This is a genomic window from Flavobacterium sp. MAHUQ-57, assembly GCF_051908335.1.
Lineage (GTDB): Bacteria > Bacteroidota > Bacteroidia > Flavobacteriales > Flavobacteriaceae > Flavobacterium.
The window spans coordinates 581,302-596,993 of sequence record NZ_JBPZTE010000007.1 but is presented as its reverse complement, the minus strand read 5'-3'; the positions used below and the strand labels follow the sequence as shown (position 1 = coordinate 596,993).

Here is a 15,692-nt window from a genome sequence, read left to right as displayed (position 1 = left end):
AGATATGATTTTACAACGAATATTGTGCCAAGATATTATTTGAAACAAACCGGAATGATCTCACCTTGTGCTAAACAATACTTTTCTACCAATTCAGGGGAAAGTTTAGCCGTATAATCTATTTCAGATACTTTGAAACCAATACTTCTTAGCTTGTCAAAATAATCCAAACCATATACGCGAACATGATCGTATTGGCCGAAAATTTTAGCCCGTTCTTTAGGATCGATAATCGAATCGTCTGCGAATGTAGATGCTCTAGATAAATCCTGAGGAATCTGAAAAATACCCATGCCGCCCGGTTTTAAGACACGGTATAGTTCCTGCATAGCTTTGGTGTCATCAGGGATGTGCTCTAAAACATGATTGCAGAAAATAATATCATACGAATTCTCTTCAAAAGGCAAATTGCATATATCTGCTTTTACATCGGCTAAGGGTGAAAACAAATCGGTCGTCGTATAATCGATATTTTGTTGTTTTTTGAATCTTTTATAAAATTCCTGTTCCGGGGCAAAATGCAATACCTTTTTCTTTTCCTTTGAAGTAAAAAAATCGGTTTCATTCTGTAAATACAACCAAAGCAAACGATGTCTTTCCAATGAAAGAGTACTCGGTGATAATACATTATTGCGTTGGTTTCCGTATCCATAAGGTAAAAACATTCGAAAGCTTTTGCCGTCAATAGGATCTGTAAAGCGGTTTCCTTTTAAAAGAAAAGCTAAAATTGGACGAACCACAATACTTAAACGGATAAGTAATGGACGCGGGATGGTATTCAGTATGAATTTAAAAAGTTTCTTCATTAGAGTACGATGGGCTGTTTTCTAAATTCATCTTCTTCGTTGGAAGTGATTCCCAAAGCTTTATAGATATAAGCAAAAGTGGACAACAGTTCAGGTTTTCCATCAATAATTGCTACGTCATGTTCAAAGTGAGCTGAAGGCTTTCCGTCAGCCGTTGTTATTGTCCAGCCGTCTTTGTGTTGCTTGATGTTTTTTGTTCCTTGATTGATCATGGGTTCAATGGCAACTACTAAACCTTCTTGCATTAGTTTTCCACGACCTTTTTTACCGTAATTTGGCATTTCGGGTGCTTCGTGCATCGTACGTCCTAATCCGTGTCCTACTAATTCACGAACCACACCATAACCATGACTTTCGCAATATTTTTGAATGGCATATCCAACATCCTCAGTTCGATTGCCGGCTTTTAATTCACGAATACCAACGTATAATGATTCTTTAGTAGTTTTTAATAGCATTTTTGTAGCTGTTGCAACTTCACCTACTTCAAAAGTATAGGCATGATCTCCGTAAAATCCATTTTTTAACGCACCACAATCTACAGATATGATATCGCCGTCTTCTAATGGTTTTTCGTTTGGTATACCATGAACAACTTGAGAGTTAGGACTCATGCACAACGAATTCGGGAAGCCATACATACCTAAAAAAGCAGGAGTGGCACCGTGGTCACGAATAAACGTTTCGGCAAGTTTATCTAAATAGAGAGTACTTACTCCAGGTTTTATTTCTGAAGCTAACATTCCTAATGTTTTGGAAACAATCAAAGCACTTTCGCGCATTAATTCTATTTCTTCTCTTGTTTTTAAAATTATAGAACTCATAAATCTAAATAAGGCAGCAAAAGTACAAAATTCTGAGAATTAATAATTAAAATGTGAAGGATATGAGTAGTATCCTTTTTTGACTGGTTTTAGATCAGTTAAGTCGATACAAAATCATTTTTTTATTCTTGAAATGAAGAGTTTACTTTCTGGCTTATTCAGAATAATTAATTCTCTTCAATGGTAAACGTTAGAACTTTTGTCTTAGATAAGTTATAATCCTACATTTCCAATCGAATGAAACAGCCCAATAAGTGCATTATATAATCTATTTTCTGCTGCAATAGTGTTTATTTGAGCACTCACCAATGCGTTTTCACGTGTGTTGATTACAAACAAAGAGCTTTCGCCAATTTCAAACAAACGATCTTCGGCTTTTAGCATTTTGTCAAAATCATTAACGAGGCCATTGGCTAACTCTAATTGTTTTTTTAAAGATGTAATTTCTTTTACTTGAGCCTTCACTTTATTCTGCAGTTGTAAACTTTCAAACTGAATACTGTATTTTGAATCGTCAATTTTAAGTTGAGCAAGTTTCACACTTGCACGTTCCTTCCTTAAAAATAAAGGCATACTAAAATTAAGCCCGATTTTGTAATCTTCAAACCTGTAGTTGGAAAAATAATTGGGTTCTGATAAATAGTTATAACTAACATCTAATTTAGGCAATAAAGTATTGGCTTTTAGTTTTCGTTCGATTTCCAACATGTCAATTTTAGTGTTCCAGGCTTTGATCTTGGGGTGGTTTTCTACTTGAAAAGAATGTAAGCCATTTTGGGTTAATGTCGACTCAATAGTATTTTTAAGAGTATTGTCTGGGATTAGGCTTTCGTCTATTTCCAAAGGAATATTATCGATTGTCCATAAAAAATTAGACAATACCAATCGGGCTTTGATTAATTTCAAATTAGAATCTTCTAGGTTGAGTTTTCTGTTTTTCACAGTGATTCCGGCCTCAATACTATCTATAGCTGGTTTGTCACCTAGCTCGATGAGTTTTTTTACACCAACAAAACGAAGCTCGGCATTTTTTAAATAGTTCTCGTACAATTTTACTTCCTCATAATTTCGTTTCCATTCAAAATAGCGAAGTGAAGCTTCGTGAATGATTTCTAAAGCCTGTAAATCTCTTTCTGCTGTATTTAGAACTTGTGCTAATTTTGCTTTGCGGATATCAGCCATTCGTTGATTGATGAATAAACCTTGTCCTACTGGAATCGCAATTCCGACAGAAGTTAATCCATTTGCAGGAGTTAGGTTTTCTGGGTTGACATATATTCCTTCATTGTTGTCGAAGGCAGCTTTTAATTCTATACCATACCAAGTGGGAATTTTAAAACCGCCATTAAATAATGAATAATAGTCTTTATCCTTGAATTTTTTTTTGTCAAAATCAACTTCAATTTTAGGATCAAATGCACCTCTAGCTTGCATTAACTGAGCTTGTGCTTCCGATATATTTAAGTTGGCTTGTTTAACTAATGGATGGTATTTTTTTACATAGCCTAAAAATTCATTGTATGTAAGTTCTTTTGTCTGTGAAAAACCATTGACAACAACGAACATGAGAACAATAAGGTAATTACTTTTTCTTTTCATCTTTCTTGCTATTTTCACCTTTATAGAAATTAGGAGGGAATCCATTTAAAGTTCGCCATATTTCAAACCACATGGGTACATCGTTAAGTAGGGCTAAAGTTTGTGCTCCAGCACCAATGCTTAATAATTCTGGCCATTTTTTTTCTTTCGGATCGGGTGCTATTAATACACGGTATTTTCCATTGTCGCTAATAAAATTCTCTTTTGCAACAATCACTCCTCCAAAAGTTCCATAGGAAGCACCTGGCCATCCACTGAACACAATAGTAGGCCAACCATCAAACCAAACACGGATTTTTTCACCTTTATTGACTAGTGGAAAATCAATTGGATCAATGTAGGTTTCAACTGCAATTTCAAAATTAGCCGGCATAATAGTAACGACAGCTGTACCTTCTTTCATTGTTTCTCCGATTCCTGATCGAATGGCACGGTTTACAAAGCCATCTTGAGGAGCAGTGATATAATAAAGGCCATTACGGATTTGATAATTTTTGTATTGATTTTTTAATTTATTGACTTGCGCCTCTGTATCATATTGAGAACTAATGGCAGATTGTTTATCGCTACTCGCTTTGGCGCTTTTTTCAGAATATTCAGCGGTGATTCGGCTTAATTCCATTGTTGCGTTTAATACTTCGTTTTTACTAGCAATGTATTTGTTTTCGGAAGTGATGATTTTAGCTTCTGTATCTTGTAACTTCATTCTTTTTTCTTCCACATCGGAAACAGGTTTTAATCCTTCTTTGTTTAGTGTAACTGAACGGTTAAATTGTGTTCGCGCAATTTTTAACTGTGTTTTGGCTGCTTCAAATTCAATACTGTCGCTTTTTACTTTAAGATGTGCTTGGCGTAATTTATTTTGCGCCTGTTTTAATTTCAAATTCTTTTCGTTTTGAATTGCACTTATTTGACTATCAAGTGCTTTTGCTTTTTCTGCGTAGGATTGTACAGCTCCTTCTTTTGCTCTAACTTGATTGCCTGTGTTTTCTACTAAGTTTGGATCGAGATAATCTTCTTTTATTTCTGAAATGAATAAAATGGTATCCCCTTTTTTTACAAAATCTCCTTCTTGAACAAACCATTTTTCAATTCTTCCAGCTATAGCGGTTTGAACTTCTTGTGGTCTCTGATTTGGTTTTAGAGTAGTAACATAACCATTGCCTTTAATGTTTTGTGTCCAAGGTAAAAACATGAATAAAAGGGTTACTAAGGCTGTTCCGCCTAGAATTTTTTTTATGATTGTATATTGCCTGTTGTCAGCAAACACTTTTGTCGATTGGTATTTGGACATATCGACAAACTTTTCGATTCTGTTATTAGTGATGTTTAACATACTTTATTTTTTACACAGTTGTTGATTCGTCTAATGATATTGTTCTATTGCATTTTTCTTCCCAATAAGAATCTTTTGCAATGACAATTAAAGTCCATTGGTTATTCGGACTGGTCAGAAAATCGATGATTTCTTTCGCAGTTGTGTTGTCGGATTTATCGACTGGTTCTTCTAGAAATAATACTTTCGGTTTGTTGATAATGCAACGTGCTAGAATGATTTTTTGAATTACCGAAGAATTAATTTGTTTGCCTTGAGGAAAAAGATGAGTGTCCAAACCTTTTGGTAAACTTTTAATATTTTCTGTTAGCTTTACTTGTTCTAAAACTTGATGTACATCTTCAAGGCTGATATTTGGATTGTTATTGGTAATATTCTCAAAAATGGTACCGTCAAAAGGGGTTTCGTTTAAGGTAATCATTCCTATTTTTGATCGATAATCCTCAATCGAAAGTTGTTTTATATTGGTGTCGTTTATGAAAATTGTCCCGGAATCAGGTTCGAATAATCCTGATAATAAACGGAGTAATGTGGTTTTTCCGGAACCGTTTTCACCTTTTAATAGCACTTTTTCTCCGGCTTTTATTTTAATGTTCACATTGGATAGAGTAGGAAGATTACTTTCGGGATAGGTGTAGATAATCTCCTTCGCTTCTATTGTGATTTGATTGTGATCTGTAAATAAGTATTTTGATTTTTTGTTGTCTTCTTCTAATTCGAGATCGGCTACTTGTCCAATTTTTTCTAAAGATGTCAATACGTCATAAAATAATTCCAAACCGGAAAACAGTTTTTCTACCGCTCCAATTATAGATAATATAACGATCTCTGCGGCTACAAACTGACCTATATTCATTTGTTGATTAAGAACCAAAAAACCTCCGACAATTAATAGGCCTGCGGTTAGCAATACTTTAAAACCAATGAGTTGTATGAATTGCTTTTTTAAAACCTTAAAGTGTTTTTCTCTATAAGTAAGGTATTCATTAACAAGTTCATCATTTTTTGAAAGTGAATATTCAAATGCATTTTTATTTTTAAAACTTATGTGGTTTCTTGCGATTTCCTGAAGCCAATGTGCTACTTTGTATTTGTACTTGGACTCCTTTAGTGAAGTATTTAATCCGACGTCAAAATTTACTTTGTAAATAAAATACAAGAGAAAAAGAAGTGTAAGACCAAAAAATATAAAAAAGGAGTGGTAAAGTGAAAGTAAAATAATACCAAAGAATATCTGCAGCAATGCAGTTGAACTATCTAGTAATAATTTTGAAACTCCTTTTTGAATATTTAAAGTGTCAAAAAAGCGATTGGCTAATTCAGGTGGATATTGATTATAGTATTCTTTTTGTTTGATTTTTGGAAATCTGTAAGCTAATTCAAATGAGGAACGCACAAATATCTTTTGTTGGAGATTTTCTGAAATTCGAAACTGCATTACTTTTAATAAACCTACCAATGATACGCCTAATACAACGATGATTACAAGCATAATCCAAGAAGTACTAATCTTACCTGCTTGAATAAAATTAATGATGGATTGAATGCCAAGAGGTAGTGAAAGGCTTATAATTCCGGCAAAAATGGCATACCAAAAAATTTGATAAATATCTTTTTTGTCAATTTCAATTAATCGTTTGAATCGGGTTAATGGTCTCATGATAAAGTTTTTTTAACTAATTCGATGTAAAATTGAGTTACATTATCAGTTTCGTTAAAATTGGTAATCGTCTTAAAATGTTTTTTTATGTATTGTTGATGTAAGGCACCTTCAACTACCGAAGATGCTAAACTTTTCGGAAATTTGTAGTTTGGATTTACTTCGGTAATAAACTCAATGATTCGGTTGACTACTTGTTTGTATACCAAGAAGAATCCTTCTTTGTTTTCTTCGTCTACTTCCTTTGTTAGAAAAGTTTTGGTAAACTCTGAAATTATGATACGGTTTAAAACTTCTTCGTTGATATGAGGAGTTTCTAAATCGTCAGTGATGTTTTGTGTTACGATTTTAATGGCTTTTTCTAATTTCTCACTTGGATTTGTAATATTAGCAGTTGAAAATACCAAGTTGTAATCGATCCAAGTCCAATACCATGATGATAGATATAGCATTAGCTTGTGCTTGTTTTCAAAATAGCGATAAATTGAACTTTCATTGGATTGTATTTTTTCTCCTAATTTTTTAAAAGTAAAAAGTTCGAAGCCAATTTCGTCTATAAGAAGTATGCTGTTCTGAATTATTTTCTTGCCTAAATCTGACGTTTCAGGATCTTTTACGTATAATTTGTTGTTTACAGCAATTTTTATATTTGAAATTAGATTTTTCATATCTCGAGTTTATTTTTAACAAACATACAAACATTATTAATAGTATTACTATTAAAAAAGTAAGTTTAACTTTTGTTTAATAAAAAAGCCACTTTAAAAGTGGCTTGATGGTACGTTTTGAAAAGATTGAATGATTCCCTTTTTGACAGAAAGCATTTTTAATTATTTTAATTTTCGTAGGTATGTTTGTAAGGCTGTTCCGAAATGATTTTCAGCATATCGGCTTCTAATGTTTCAACTGGAGATTCAACGATACGGTGTACTTCTTTTCCGTTTTTGAAAAAAATGAAAGTGGGTACATTACTGATGCTAAAACCTTCTTCTAGTTTTTCCGGAGTACTCTTCTCACGATCCATTGTGATTAATTTTACTTTGGATAAATCAAAACCAATTTCATTTAGTATTTTGTAAAAATGAGGCACTTGAGTTTTACTATCACTACACCATGTACCCATGAAGATAGTGATCTCGTAATTCTGAGGTGCATTTTTTAGTAAAGTGATTGTTGCAGGATGGGCTTTGTAACCTTCTTCACCGGTTGTGAACCAAGAATTGTAGGGTTCTGTTTGTAAATCAGCTTTGGTTTTTACTCCTGTTAATACAGGTTCTGCTGATTTTTCATGATTTTCTGATACTGTTTTTTCTTCCATAACTATGGGGGCAGCTTTTTCAATAACCGTTTGATTTGTTTTGCAACTGATTACAGCAAAAGAAGCCAAAAGGATTGTTGTTATTTTTTTCATAATCATATTATAGTAGGGAATGTCCTGTCATGGCTTCTGGTTTTTGAATGCCCATTAAGTCTAAAACTGTCGGTGCAATATCACCCAACACTCCATTTTTGATAGATTTTATTGCAGGATCTACCAAAATTATGGGAACAGGGTTCGTGGTGTGGGCAGTATTTGGCGTTCCATCCGGATTGATCATAGTTTCGCAGTTGCCGTGGTCAGCTATAACAATAGTAGTGTAATCATTTTTCAAAGCAGTTTCGATAACTTCTTTTACGCAGATATCTACTGCTTCACAGGCTTTAATTGCAGCTTCCATTACGCCGGTATGTCCTACCATGTCGCCATTGGCAAAATTCAAACAAACGAAATCCACTTCGCCTTTTTGTAATTCAGGAAGCAGCGCGTCTTTTAATTCAAAGGCACTCATTTCCGGTTTTAAATCGTAAGTGGCTACTTTTGGCGATGGACAAAGAATACGACTTTCCCCTTTGAAAGGTTCTTCACGACCACCCGAAAAGAAAAAGGTAACATGTGGGTATTTTTCAGTTTCGGCGATGCGAATTTGTTTCTTGTTGTTTCTCTCTAAGACTTCACCTAATGTTTCGGTAATATTGTCTTTATCGTAAATGACATGTACGTTTTTGTAAGTGTCATCATAATTGGTCATGGTGACATAATACAAATTCAATTTGTGCATGTTTTGTTCGTGCAAATCATATTGAGAAAGTACTTCGGTTAATTCACGTCCACGATCAGTTCTAAAGTTGAAGAAAATAACTACATCGTCTTCTTTGATTGTTGCCAAAGGTTGGTTGTTGTCATCCACCATTACTATAGGTTCTATAAATTCATCAGTAATGTGATTATGGTAGCTTTCTAGTATGCTTAAAACTGCATTTTTCGAATGGTTTCCTACACCATTAACTACGACATCATAGGCTTTTTTAACACGTTCCCATCTTTTGTCTCGGTCCATAGCGAAATAACGACCTACGATTGAGGCAATTTTGGCTGAAGATTTTTTAGTATACTCATTTAAGTCTTCAATATGTTTCGCACCCGATTTCGGATCAACATCACGGCCATCGGTAAACGCGTGTATGAACACTTTTTGCAAACCGAAATCCTGAGCGGCATCTAATAATCCTTTCAGGTGATCAGTGTGGGAATGTACGCCACCATCTGATACCAAGCCTAAAAAATGAACTGGTTTGTTGTTTCCTTTAGCATAAGCAAATGCATCGCTTAGCACTTGTTCTTCATTCAATGTTTTGTGTTCTACAGCTAGATTGATTTTAGCTAAATCTTGATACACAATACGGCCAGCTCCCAAATTCATGTGGCCTACTTCGCTATTACCCATTTGACCTTCGGGAAGTCCTACATTTAGGCCGTCGGTCCGAAGTTGTGCATTGGGATATTTAGTGTAAAGACTGTTTATAAATGGGACATTAGCATTGTCTATAGCGGAAACTTTTGGATCTGGAGATTTTCCCCATCCATCCAATATCATCAAGATTACTTTTTTGTTCATTTTCAAATTCTAAAGAAATAGCTTCAAAATTAGAAAATTAAATCCAGTTTTTAACGCGGTTGAAATCTAAAAAGTAACGTAAACTTATTGAAAAAGTATGATTTAGTTTGTCTCCGAATAAATTTTGAAAATTTCGAGATACATTTTTATCTACTCGGCTCAGTCCGTCTTCGTAATTGTCAGAAGTGTTTCTGTACAAAACGTTGAGTTGACTTCCTGGAGCAATCCACCATGAATACGAACAGTCCAAGTTCCAAGAACTGAAATCTTGACTAGAGTCCTCGGGCAAATAAATAGTGTCAAGAGAACCGTCATTTTGAAGTGCTTTGAATCCCTTTCCGTTAACATAACTCCAATAGTAACGAGTGTTCACATTAATAGTCATTTTGTTGTTTAAGGCAAACTTGCTTCTCAAGTAGATTGTTGAAGTATTGATATTTCTTTTTTCAAAGATGATGTCACTACTTTCTAACTGATCATAATACCCAACCGTGTTGTTTTCTTTGCTGTAATCGTAGCCCAAAATGACCATAAGTTTATTACTGATGCGATATCTTGGACTGAAACTGAATCCATAACTGTTTCGATCAACCTCGGAAGTTGTACCTATCCACGGATTGAAATCAAAGGCAAATTTTCGATTGTAATTGGATGAGTAATATGTCCACGTTTCATAGTATTTAGGAAAAGTAACGTATCTGCCTTCGGATTGCGGAGCGTAAAAATCATTTACTTCAAAAGGTCTGATGAATAATCCGGCTCCGAAACCATCATTGTTTTTGAATGTAGAATTCAGGTTGAAATTAATATTTCCTGCCTGTAGTTTCCCAGTCTGATTTTCAAACTCACTATTAATGTTCATGTTGGCCGTGAGCGAGTTGAAGGTTTTAGTTGGTTTTAAGATACGGTAATGTAAATTTCCGTAAGTGCCAAGGTAATTGGTTTTAAAAGTGATGCCTAAGTCATTGTTGTCAAATTCCTTGGTGATATAATTAGTTGTTACGCTGAATCTTACTTTTCCGCTGGTTTCTGCAAAACTTAGCGAAGTATTGTATCCGTTTTTATTTTCTTCTTTCTGATATTCGTTAACAGTGCTGTATTTGAAATCTCCTGAAAGGTTGAATGTATTCTTTTTAGTGTTTAGATCAAATACCAAAGCCGATACGTTAGCGTCTCTGAATTCAGTGTTTCTGATTACACTCGTGTTGATGAAAGATACGGATGAATTTTTATTAAAGCGCTGATCAAGTGTGAGTATGTTATAGTTTGTTAATGGTTCGACAATCTGATGTCTTCTCACCCCAGTTATGGTGTCTTTAATTGTGGCTTCTGTTTTTTCGGTTACAGCATTAAGAAAACCAATTCCTAAACCTTTTTTGGTACGTCCAGAAATTTTCAAAGCATTTAGTAAATTGATTTTTTCGGGATAGTCTTCTATGATTTCATTTTCATCTAAAGTATTGCTCAGTTTTCCTTTTCTTAATGATGGGCGTCCTCCGATTCTTCGAGAGTAAAATAAATTACCTTTATTGAATAAGTCAGTTCCTTCTGTAAAAAAAGGCCTGTTTTCATTGAATTGTTGTTCAAAAGGACCGAGGTTTAGAATTTGGTTGTCGAATGCAGTCTGGCCAAAATCAGGTACTAAAATGGCATCCAATGTGAAGGCGTCGTTGATGCCGTATTTGATATCCATTCCACCTTTGAACTCAGTTTGTGTGCCATCGCTTTTGTTGCTACTAACGTAGGTAGATGCATAAGGGAAAAGAAATAATCGGGTAGGGGTTTTGATGTTTTCAATTCCCAAAAGTTCTCCAGATTGCTGTTCTAGAGAGCCTTTGTTGTTGTTTACATAATTCCAAGTGTATAGTTGGCGATATCTACGTAATTGCCTAAAAAACTGCATTCCCCAAGTTTGTTTTTGCTCTTTTGAGAAGCGAAGTGCAGAGTAAGGTAGTTTAATTTCGACAGTCCAGCCTTTTTCATGTACAATAACTTCACTTTCCCAAATAGCATCCCATGAAGCGTCTTCCCCAGTTGTAGAACTGGCATTGGCATCCCACTGAACGCCGGCTGCAGTTACTATAAAACGAAATTCTTGCTGACCGTCATTATATCCATTTACACTTAAACCAAAAAAATCAGTCGCTCCATCATCATCTCTTTGGGTAATTTCACGCATAATTTTTTCCGGTTCATTGTCGTTTAAAACAGCCCCGATGTAAATTGCTTCATCATCAAAAAGTATTTTTACTTCGGTTTTTTTAGATGGATCGATAGCTTTGCCGTTATCAGGTTCAAGCATAATAAAGTCTGTAGCAACTTCTGCAGATTGCCATTCCACTTCATCGAGTTTTCCATCGATGTTGACGTGCTGATTAACTCTTTTGGCAGTTAATTGTTTCTTTTCAGAGATGCCTGTTTTTGAGTCGGTTGCTTGCGAAAAAGCAAAAAGAGAATGAAAAATCGCAAGAACTATTAATTTTTTTTTGCTCATTATTTTTTTGATTGATGATGTCTCAAAATTAGCGAAAACCCCTTTATTTTAAAGTGTTTTATGATATGTTTAACTATTTGTTAAATAATAAAAATATCGACGAAGTGCATAAAAATATCGATAAAATGCAAAAAAAATTTGGATGGTATTTTTTTTTTGCTAATATTTGCCATGTACAAATAACAACACAATTAAAAGAATATCAATGATTTACAGATTTTTGCCCCTATTATTGTTATTTTTCATGTCTTTTGCCCCAAAGTCTACAAATAACACAGATCCGAAGCTATTGGCCAACACAAGTGCTGTAAGTTTAGCTGCGAAAATTGAGATGGTTTACAATTCGTTAGATGCAAATAATTTTGCTTTGCCTCAAATGGAATGTTTCAAACGTGCGATGACTGGTTTTTATTCTTTAAAACAGAGAGGTGTTGTTGAAAAAGATATCTTAACGGTAATCGATTTCAGCATGTCATCTACAAAGAAGAGAATGTGGGTTATTGATTTGGCTTCAAATAAAATCTTATTTAATACAGTGGTTTCTCACGGTATGAAGTCAGGTGTGGAATATGCTACCAGTTTTTCTAATGAAAACAATTCTAACAAAAGCAGTTTAGGATTTTATACAACCGGTGAAACGTATTTCGGAAAACACGGATTGTCTTTGAAATTAGATGGACAAGAAAGAGGTATCAATCACAATGCACGTGCTAGAGCGGTAGTTGTTCATGGTGCAGATTATGCAAATCCTGCAGTATTGAGAAATCAAGGTTATTTAGGAAGAAGCCAAGGTTGTCCTGCTATTCCTGAAGCTTTAAAAGAGCAAATCATCAATACAATCAAAGGGAAATCTTGTTTATTTATCTATCACCCTACTAGAAGTTACGACATCGCCAGTAAACTGGTTGCTTAATCTTAAATACAAATCTGGATCATAATTATAGATATCTTGTCTAAATTGTAATTCCGTTTTATCATACCAAGCTGTAAAGTATAAGAAATGGACCCCAAAGTTCTGATCTAACTTTACAGTTTTTGTTTTTTTGGTCTTAACGATTGTATCAATTTCACTTAAACTATAAATCGGTTTTTCGATTAATTTTTTATTTTTCTGTCTTTCTTTGTAGGTTTTGTTTTTTAATAAATACTCGACTAGTGGGAGTGGTTTTTCAATTCGAACACAACCAGAGCTTAGTGCGCGGTAATTGTATACAAAATAATCCCTATGGTTTGTGTCGTGCATATAAACCAAATGGTTGTTCGGGAAATTGATTTTTACAACACCTAAGGAATTGTTATAGCCAGGTTCTTGGACATATTTGTATTTTTTGGCATCGGCTGGTTTCCATTCGCTAACAGGAATTTCGGTTCCTTTGTGATTGAAAATCTTAATTCTGGTTTTAGAGAAATAACTCCTGCTTTTTGTTGCATCCGGAATCAAATCTTCTTTAATGATTGTTGGAGGAACAGTCCAAGTTGGATTAAATACAATGTTGTCTGCTCTTGATGAAAGTATGGGTGTTTTTCTTTTGGGTTGACCAACTACCACTTTGTGATTCGAAATAGTGTCGTTATTTTCTACTACATAAAGCAGAAAGTTAGGAATGTTAACGCCAAGGAAATTTGTTCCTAAATCCTCTGGAAACCATCGCCATCTCTCAAGATTGGCAATAAGCTGTTCTCTTCTGTTTTTTTTGCTGAAATTTAATGCTTTCAATGTTCCTGGACCTATCATCCCATCAGCCGCTAGGCCGTGACGACTTTGGAATTTTGTAACCGCTATTTTTAGTTCTTTATTGTAAAGATCTTCAGTTAAAGAATCTTTTGTGTTTAAATCGCCCCAATAACGAAGTCTTTCTTTTATTTTGGCAACGGTTTTGCTTTTGAGACCAAGTTTGAATTTCTCTTTAGTTTTAATCGAGTCGAAGTTTTCTTCAGGCATGGCATCAATTTTGGCCAATGCTTTTTTAAGATTCAAATAGATTGTGTGTTTTGGTTTATGGCTTTCGATTGTGCTGTCAATTTTGTTTTTTCGTAAAGCAATAGATAAGATGGTGTCTGGTTGAATCTCTTTTGGTTTGATTTCCCAGTCAGTATAAATTTCCAATGGATTTACTTTTCCGTTGGTCAGATGTGAGATGTATTTGATATAAGCGGCTGTTAATAATTCGAAGTACTTTTCTTTTGAGTCCGGATTGGAGTCAATCATTTCTTCGTGTTGTAATAATTCAGCATATTGATAATCTTCTGGAAGTAGTCCTTCTTTATCTGCATTTTTTATAGCTTCAATTAATTGCAGGCGATTTTCTTTAACGTCCCAGCCTTCTTGAATTTTTTTATTTTCTATAGCGTTTGAGATGTGTTCATCTGTGGTGATGATATGAGGTGTCGAGTTGTTGCCACAACCTATATATAAAAAAATACTAAATACTATAGTAGTAATGGTGTATTTCATAAAGTTAAATTTGTTTCCACATTATGTAATGTGTTCCTATTCCTACAACATCAAAAGCCGTACCGAAAATCTGATAATCTAATTTTTTGTAGAAATTTACAGCGCTTTCTCTTGCATTAAACCAAATTATTTTGACTTTATTGTTCTTGGCAAGTTTTTCTACTTCGGCCATAAGAAAATTGCCATATCCTTTTTGTTGTTCGCTATCTAAAATGGCCATGCCGCGAACTTGGTATTGTGTTTCACTTTCAAAATGATTGTTTTTTGCTTCAAAAACAGATACGACACCTACTAGTACACTGTCTTTGTAGAGTCCGAAATGGATTGTTGTGTGTAAATCGTCACCTTCAAAATGACAACTTTCGATAGGTTTTCCGGGTCTTAGCACGGGCTGACGTACAATGTAGGTTAATTCTGACGGTATTGTTTTTGTTTCAATCATAGTTTACAAATTTAAAATTAATTCTAAGACTTTAATTATGAAGTGCTTGTAATTGCTCGAGTATTTTAATGTGTTTGTCGGAAATATTTTTTTTAAAAAAAGTTTGCAGAAAAGAAAACTAATTCTTTATATTTGCAACCTCAAAAGCGGAAGTAGCTCAGTTGGTAGAGCTCCAGCCTTCCAAGCTGGTTGTCGCGAGTTCGAGCCTCGTCTTCCGCTCCAAAAACAAGAAAAGTTTTAAAAATTACACCCTGCGGAAGTAGCTCAGTTGGTAGAGCTCCAGCCTTCCAAGCTGGTTGTCGCGAGTTCGAGCCTCGTCTTCCGCTCTGCTAAACCTCAAGTTGAAACTTGGGGTTTTTTTATTTTAGGCCAATTGGTTTCGATTGAAAAAAAACCTTAGCGGTAATTGCTAAGGTTTTTCTTTTATAAAAAGTTTAAATTTTCTCCGGGAGCCATTTCGACTGCAAATTCTCCTGCTCTAAATAAGCGTGCGGTCAGTTCTCCTTTAAGTGTTACGTTACCGGCATAAGCTTCAAGCCAACTGCCCTCGCGCAATCCTAAAACAGGAATCTGACTTACTTTGTGGAATTCGTTTATTCGTGTTTCTCTTGTTTCTCCCATATGGGTTGAACCTTCAATTGGATCTAGATAATGAGGGTTGAGGTTGAAGTTAATCAATCCCAAGGTGTCAAAACTTTGAGGTAGGACTATAGGCATGTCATTTGTGGTATTCATCGTAAGTCCACCAATATTACTTCCGGCACTAGTTCCTAAATATGGGATTCCATTTTCAATCGTTTTCTTTAGTACAGTCATTAAGTTGTGATTGTACAATTGTGAAACAAGTAAAAAGGTGTTCCCACCTCCTGTGAAAATAGCTTCTGCATTTTGAATTGCTTCTGCCGGATGCTCAAACTCGTGCAGTCCTTTTACATTGATACCAATCTTTTGAAAGGTATCACTTACTTTTTGTGTATATTCTTCGTGACTGATTCCACCGGGTCTTGCATAGGGTATGAATAACAGCTGGTTAACGTTTTCAAAATGTTTTTCCAATGTTGGTAACAAATAATCCAAATAGGCTCCATTATAGAGTGTTGAAGTACTGGCAAGGATGACTTTTTTATTCATGCGGTTTGG

Annotated in this window: 13 protein-coding genes and 2 tRNA genes; 3 read left to right on the top strand and 12 right to left on the bottom strand. The window is 34.7% G+C overall.

Translation table 11 applies throughout. From position 1 onward, the window contains the following. Window positions 1–35: 35 nt before the first annotated feature. From ACS8MM_RS10735 to ACS8MM_RS10695, 9 genes are all read right to left on the bottom strand, one after another. A complete protein-coding gene (locus ACS8MM_RS10735; protein WP_379716532.1) occupies window positions 36–806 on the bottom strand; it encodes a class I SAM-dependent methyltransferase in 771 nt (256 codons plus the stop codon). After that, window positions 806–1,630 carry a type I methionyl aminopeptidase gene (gene map, locus ACS8MM_RS10730; RefSeq protein WP_379716529.1) on the bottom strand — a complete coding sequence of 275 codons (825 nt, stop codon included), beginning with the start codon at window positions 1,628–1,630 and terminating at the stop codon, window positions 806–808. The genes ACS8MM_RS10735 and map overlap by 1 nt, the downstream gene beginning before the upstream one ends. A 213-nt stretch (window positions 1,631–1,843) precedes the next feature. Continuing rightward, on the bottom strand, window positions 1,844–3,229 hold the full coding sequence (locus tag ACS8MM_RS10725) for a TolC family protein (RefSeq protein ID WP_379716526.1): 1,386 nt from the start codon (window positions 3,227–3,229) through the stop codon (window positions 1,844–1,846). Next, window positions 3,213–4,565: an HlyD family secretion protein gene (locus ACS8MM_RS10720; protein WP_379716523.1), complete on the bottom strand. Its 1,353-nt coding sequence runs from the start codon at window positions 4,563–4,565 to the stop codon at window positions 3,213–3,215. Before ACS8MM_RS10720 ends, ACS8MM_RS10725 begins: the two co-directional genes overlap by 17 nt. A 10-nt stretch (window positions 4,566–4,575) precedes the next feature. Further along, window positions 4,576–6,225 carry a peptidase domain-containing ABC transporter gene (locus tag ACS8MM_RS10715; RefSeq protein WP_379716520.1) on the bottom strand — a complete coding sequence of 550 codons (1,650 nt, stop codon included), beginning with the start codon at window positions 6,223–6,225 and terminating at the stop codon, window positions 4,576–4,578. Further along, window positions 6,222–6,893: a TetR/AcrR family transcriptional regulator gene (locus tag ACS8MM_RS10710; protein WP_379716517.1), complete on the bottom strand. Its 672-nt coding sequence runs from the start codon at window positions 6,891–6,893 to the stop codon at window positions 6,222–6,224. Before ACS8MM_RS10710 ends, ACS8MM_RS10715 begins: the two co-directional genes overlap by 4 nt. A 167-nt stretch (window positions 6,894–7,060) precedes the next feature. Next, window positions 7,061–7,636, bottom strand: a complete 576-nt coding sequence (locus ACS8MM_RS10705) for a thioredoxin family protein (protein WP_379716514.1) — start codon at window positions 7,634–7,636, stop codon at window positions 7,061–7,063. A 7-nt stretch (window positions 7,637–7,643) separates the two neighbouring features. Then, window positions 7,644–9,161, bottom strand: a complete 1,518-nt coding sequence (gene gpmI, locus ACS8MM_RS10700) for a 2,3-bisphosphoglycerate-independent phosphoglycerate mutase (protein WP_379716511.1) — start codon at window positions 9,159–9,161, stop codon at window positions 7,644–7,646. Window positions 9,162–9,198: 37 nt separating this feature from the next. Further along, a complete protein-coding gene (locus tag ACS8MM_RS10695) occupies window positions 9,199–11,655 on the bottom strand; it encodes a DUF5916 domain-containing protein (protein WP_379716508.1) in 2,457 nt (818 codons plus the stop codon). 205 nt (window positions 11,656–11,860) lie between these two features. Between ACS8MM_RS10695 and ACS8MM_RS10690 the strand changes: the two genes are divergently transcribed. Continuing rightward, a complete protein-coding gene (locus ACS8MM_RS10690) occupies window positions 11,861–12,568 on the top strand; it encodes a murein L,D-transpeptidase catalytic domain family protein (RefSeq protein ID WP_379716505.1) in 708 nt (235 codons plus the stop codon). Here ACS8MM_RS10690 and ACS8MM_RS10685 read toward each other — a convergent pair. Together ACS8MM_RS10685 and ACS8MM_RS10680 are read right to left on the bottom strand one after the other, a co-directional pair. Beyond that, window positions 12,512–14,110 carry a L,D-transpeptidase family protein gene (locus ACS8MM_RS10685; RefSeq protein WP_379716502.1) on the bottom strand — a complete coding sequence of 533 codons (1,599 nt, stop codon included), beginning with the start codon at window positions 14,108–14,110 and terminating at the stop codon, window positions 12,512–12,514. The two genes, ACS8MM_RS10690 and ACS8MM_RS10685, sit on opposite strands and share 57 nt — an antisense overlap. A 4-nt stretch (window positions 14,111–14,114) precedes the next feature. Beyond that, window positions 14,115–14,552 (bottom strand): GNAT family N-acetyltransferase, encoded by a 438-nt coding sequence (locus ACS8MM_RS10680; protein ID WP_379716499.1) that lies wholly within the window; start codon window positions 14,550–14,552, stop codon window positions 14,115–14,117. Between the two features lie 146 nt (window positions 14,553–14,698). Here ACS8MM_RS10680 and ACS8MM_RS10675 point away from each other — a divergent pair. Continuing rightward, window positions 14,699–14,774, top strand: a tRNA-Gly gene (locus tag ACS8MM_RS10675). Window positions 14,775–14,805: 31 nt separating this feature from the next. Beyond that, window positions 14,806–14,878, top strand: a tRNA-Gly gene (locus tag ACS8MM_RS10670). A gap of 97 nt (window positions 14,879–14,975) precedes the next feature. Here the strand turns inward: ACS8MM_RS10670 and pepE are convergent. Next, window positions 14,976–15,683, bottom strand: a complete 708-nt coding sequence (gene pepE, locus ACS8MM_RS10665; RefSeq protein WP_379716495.1) for a dipeptidase PepE — start codon at window positions 15,681–15,683, stop codon at window positions 14,976–14,978. Window positions 15,684–15,692 lie beyond the last annotated feature (9 nt).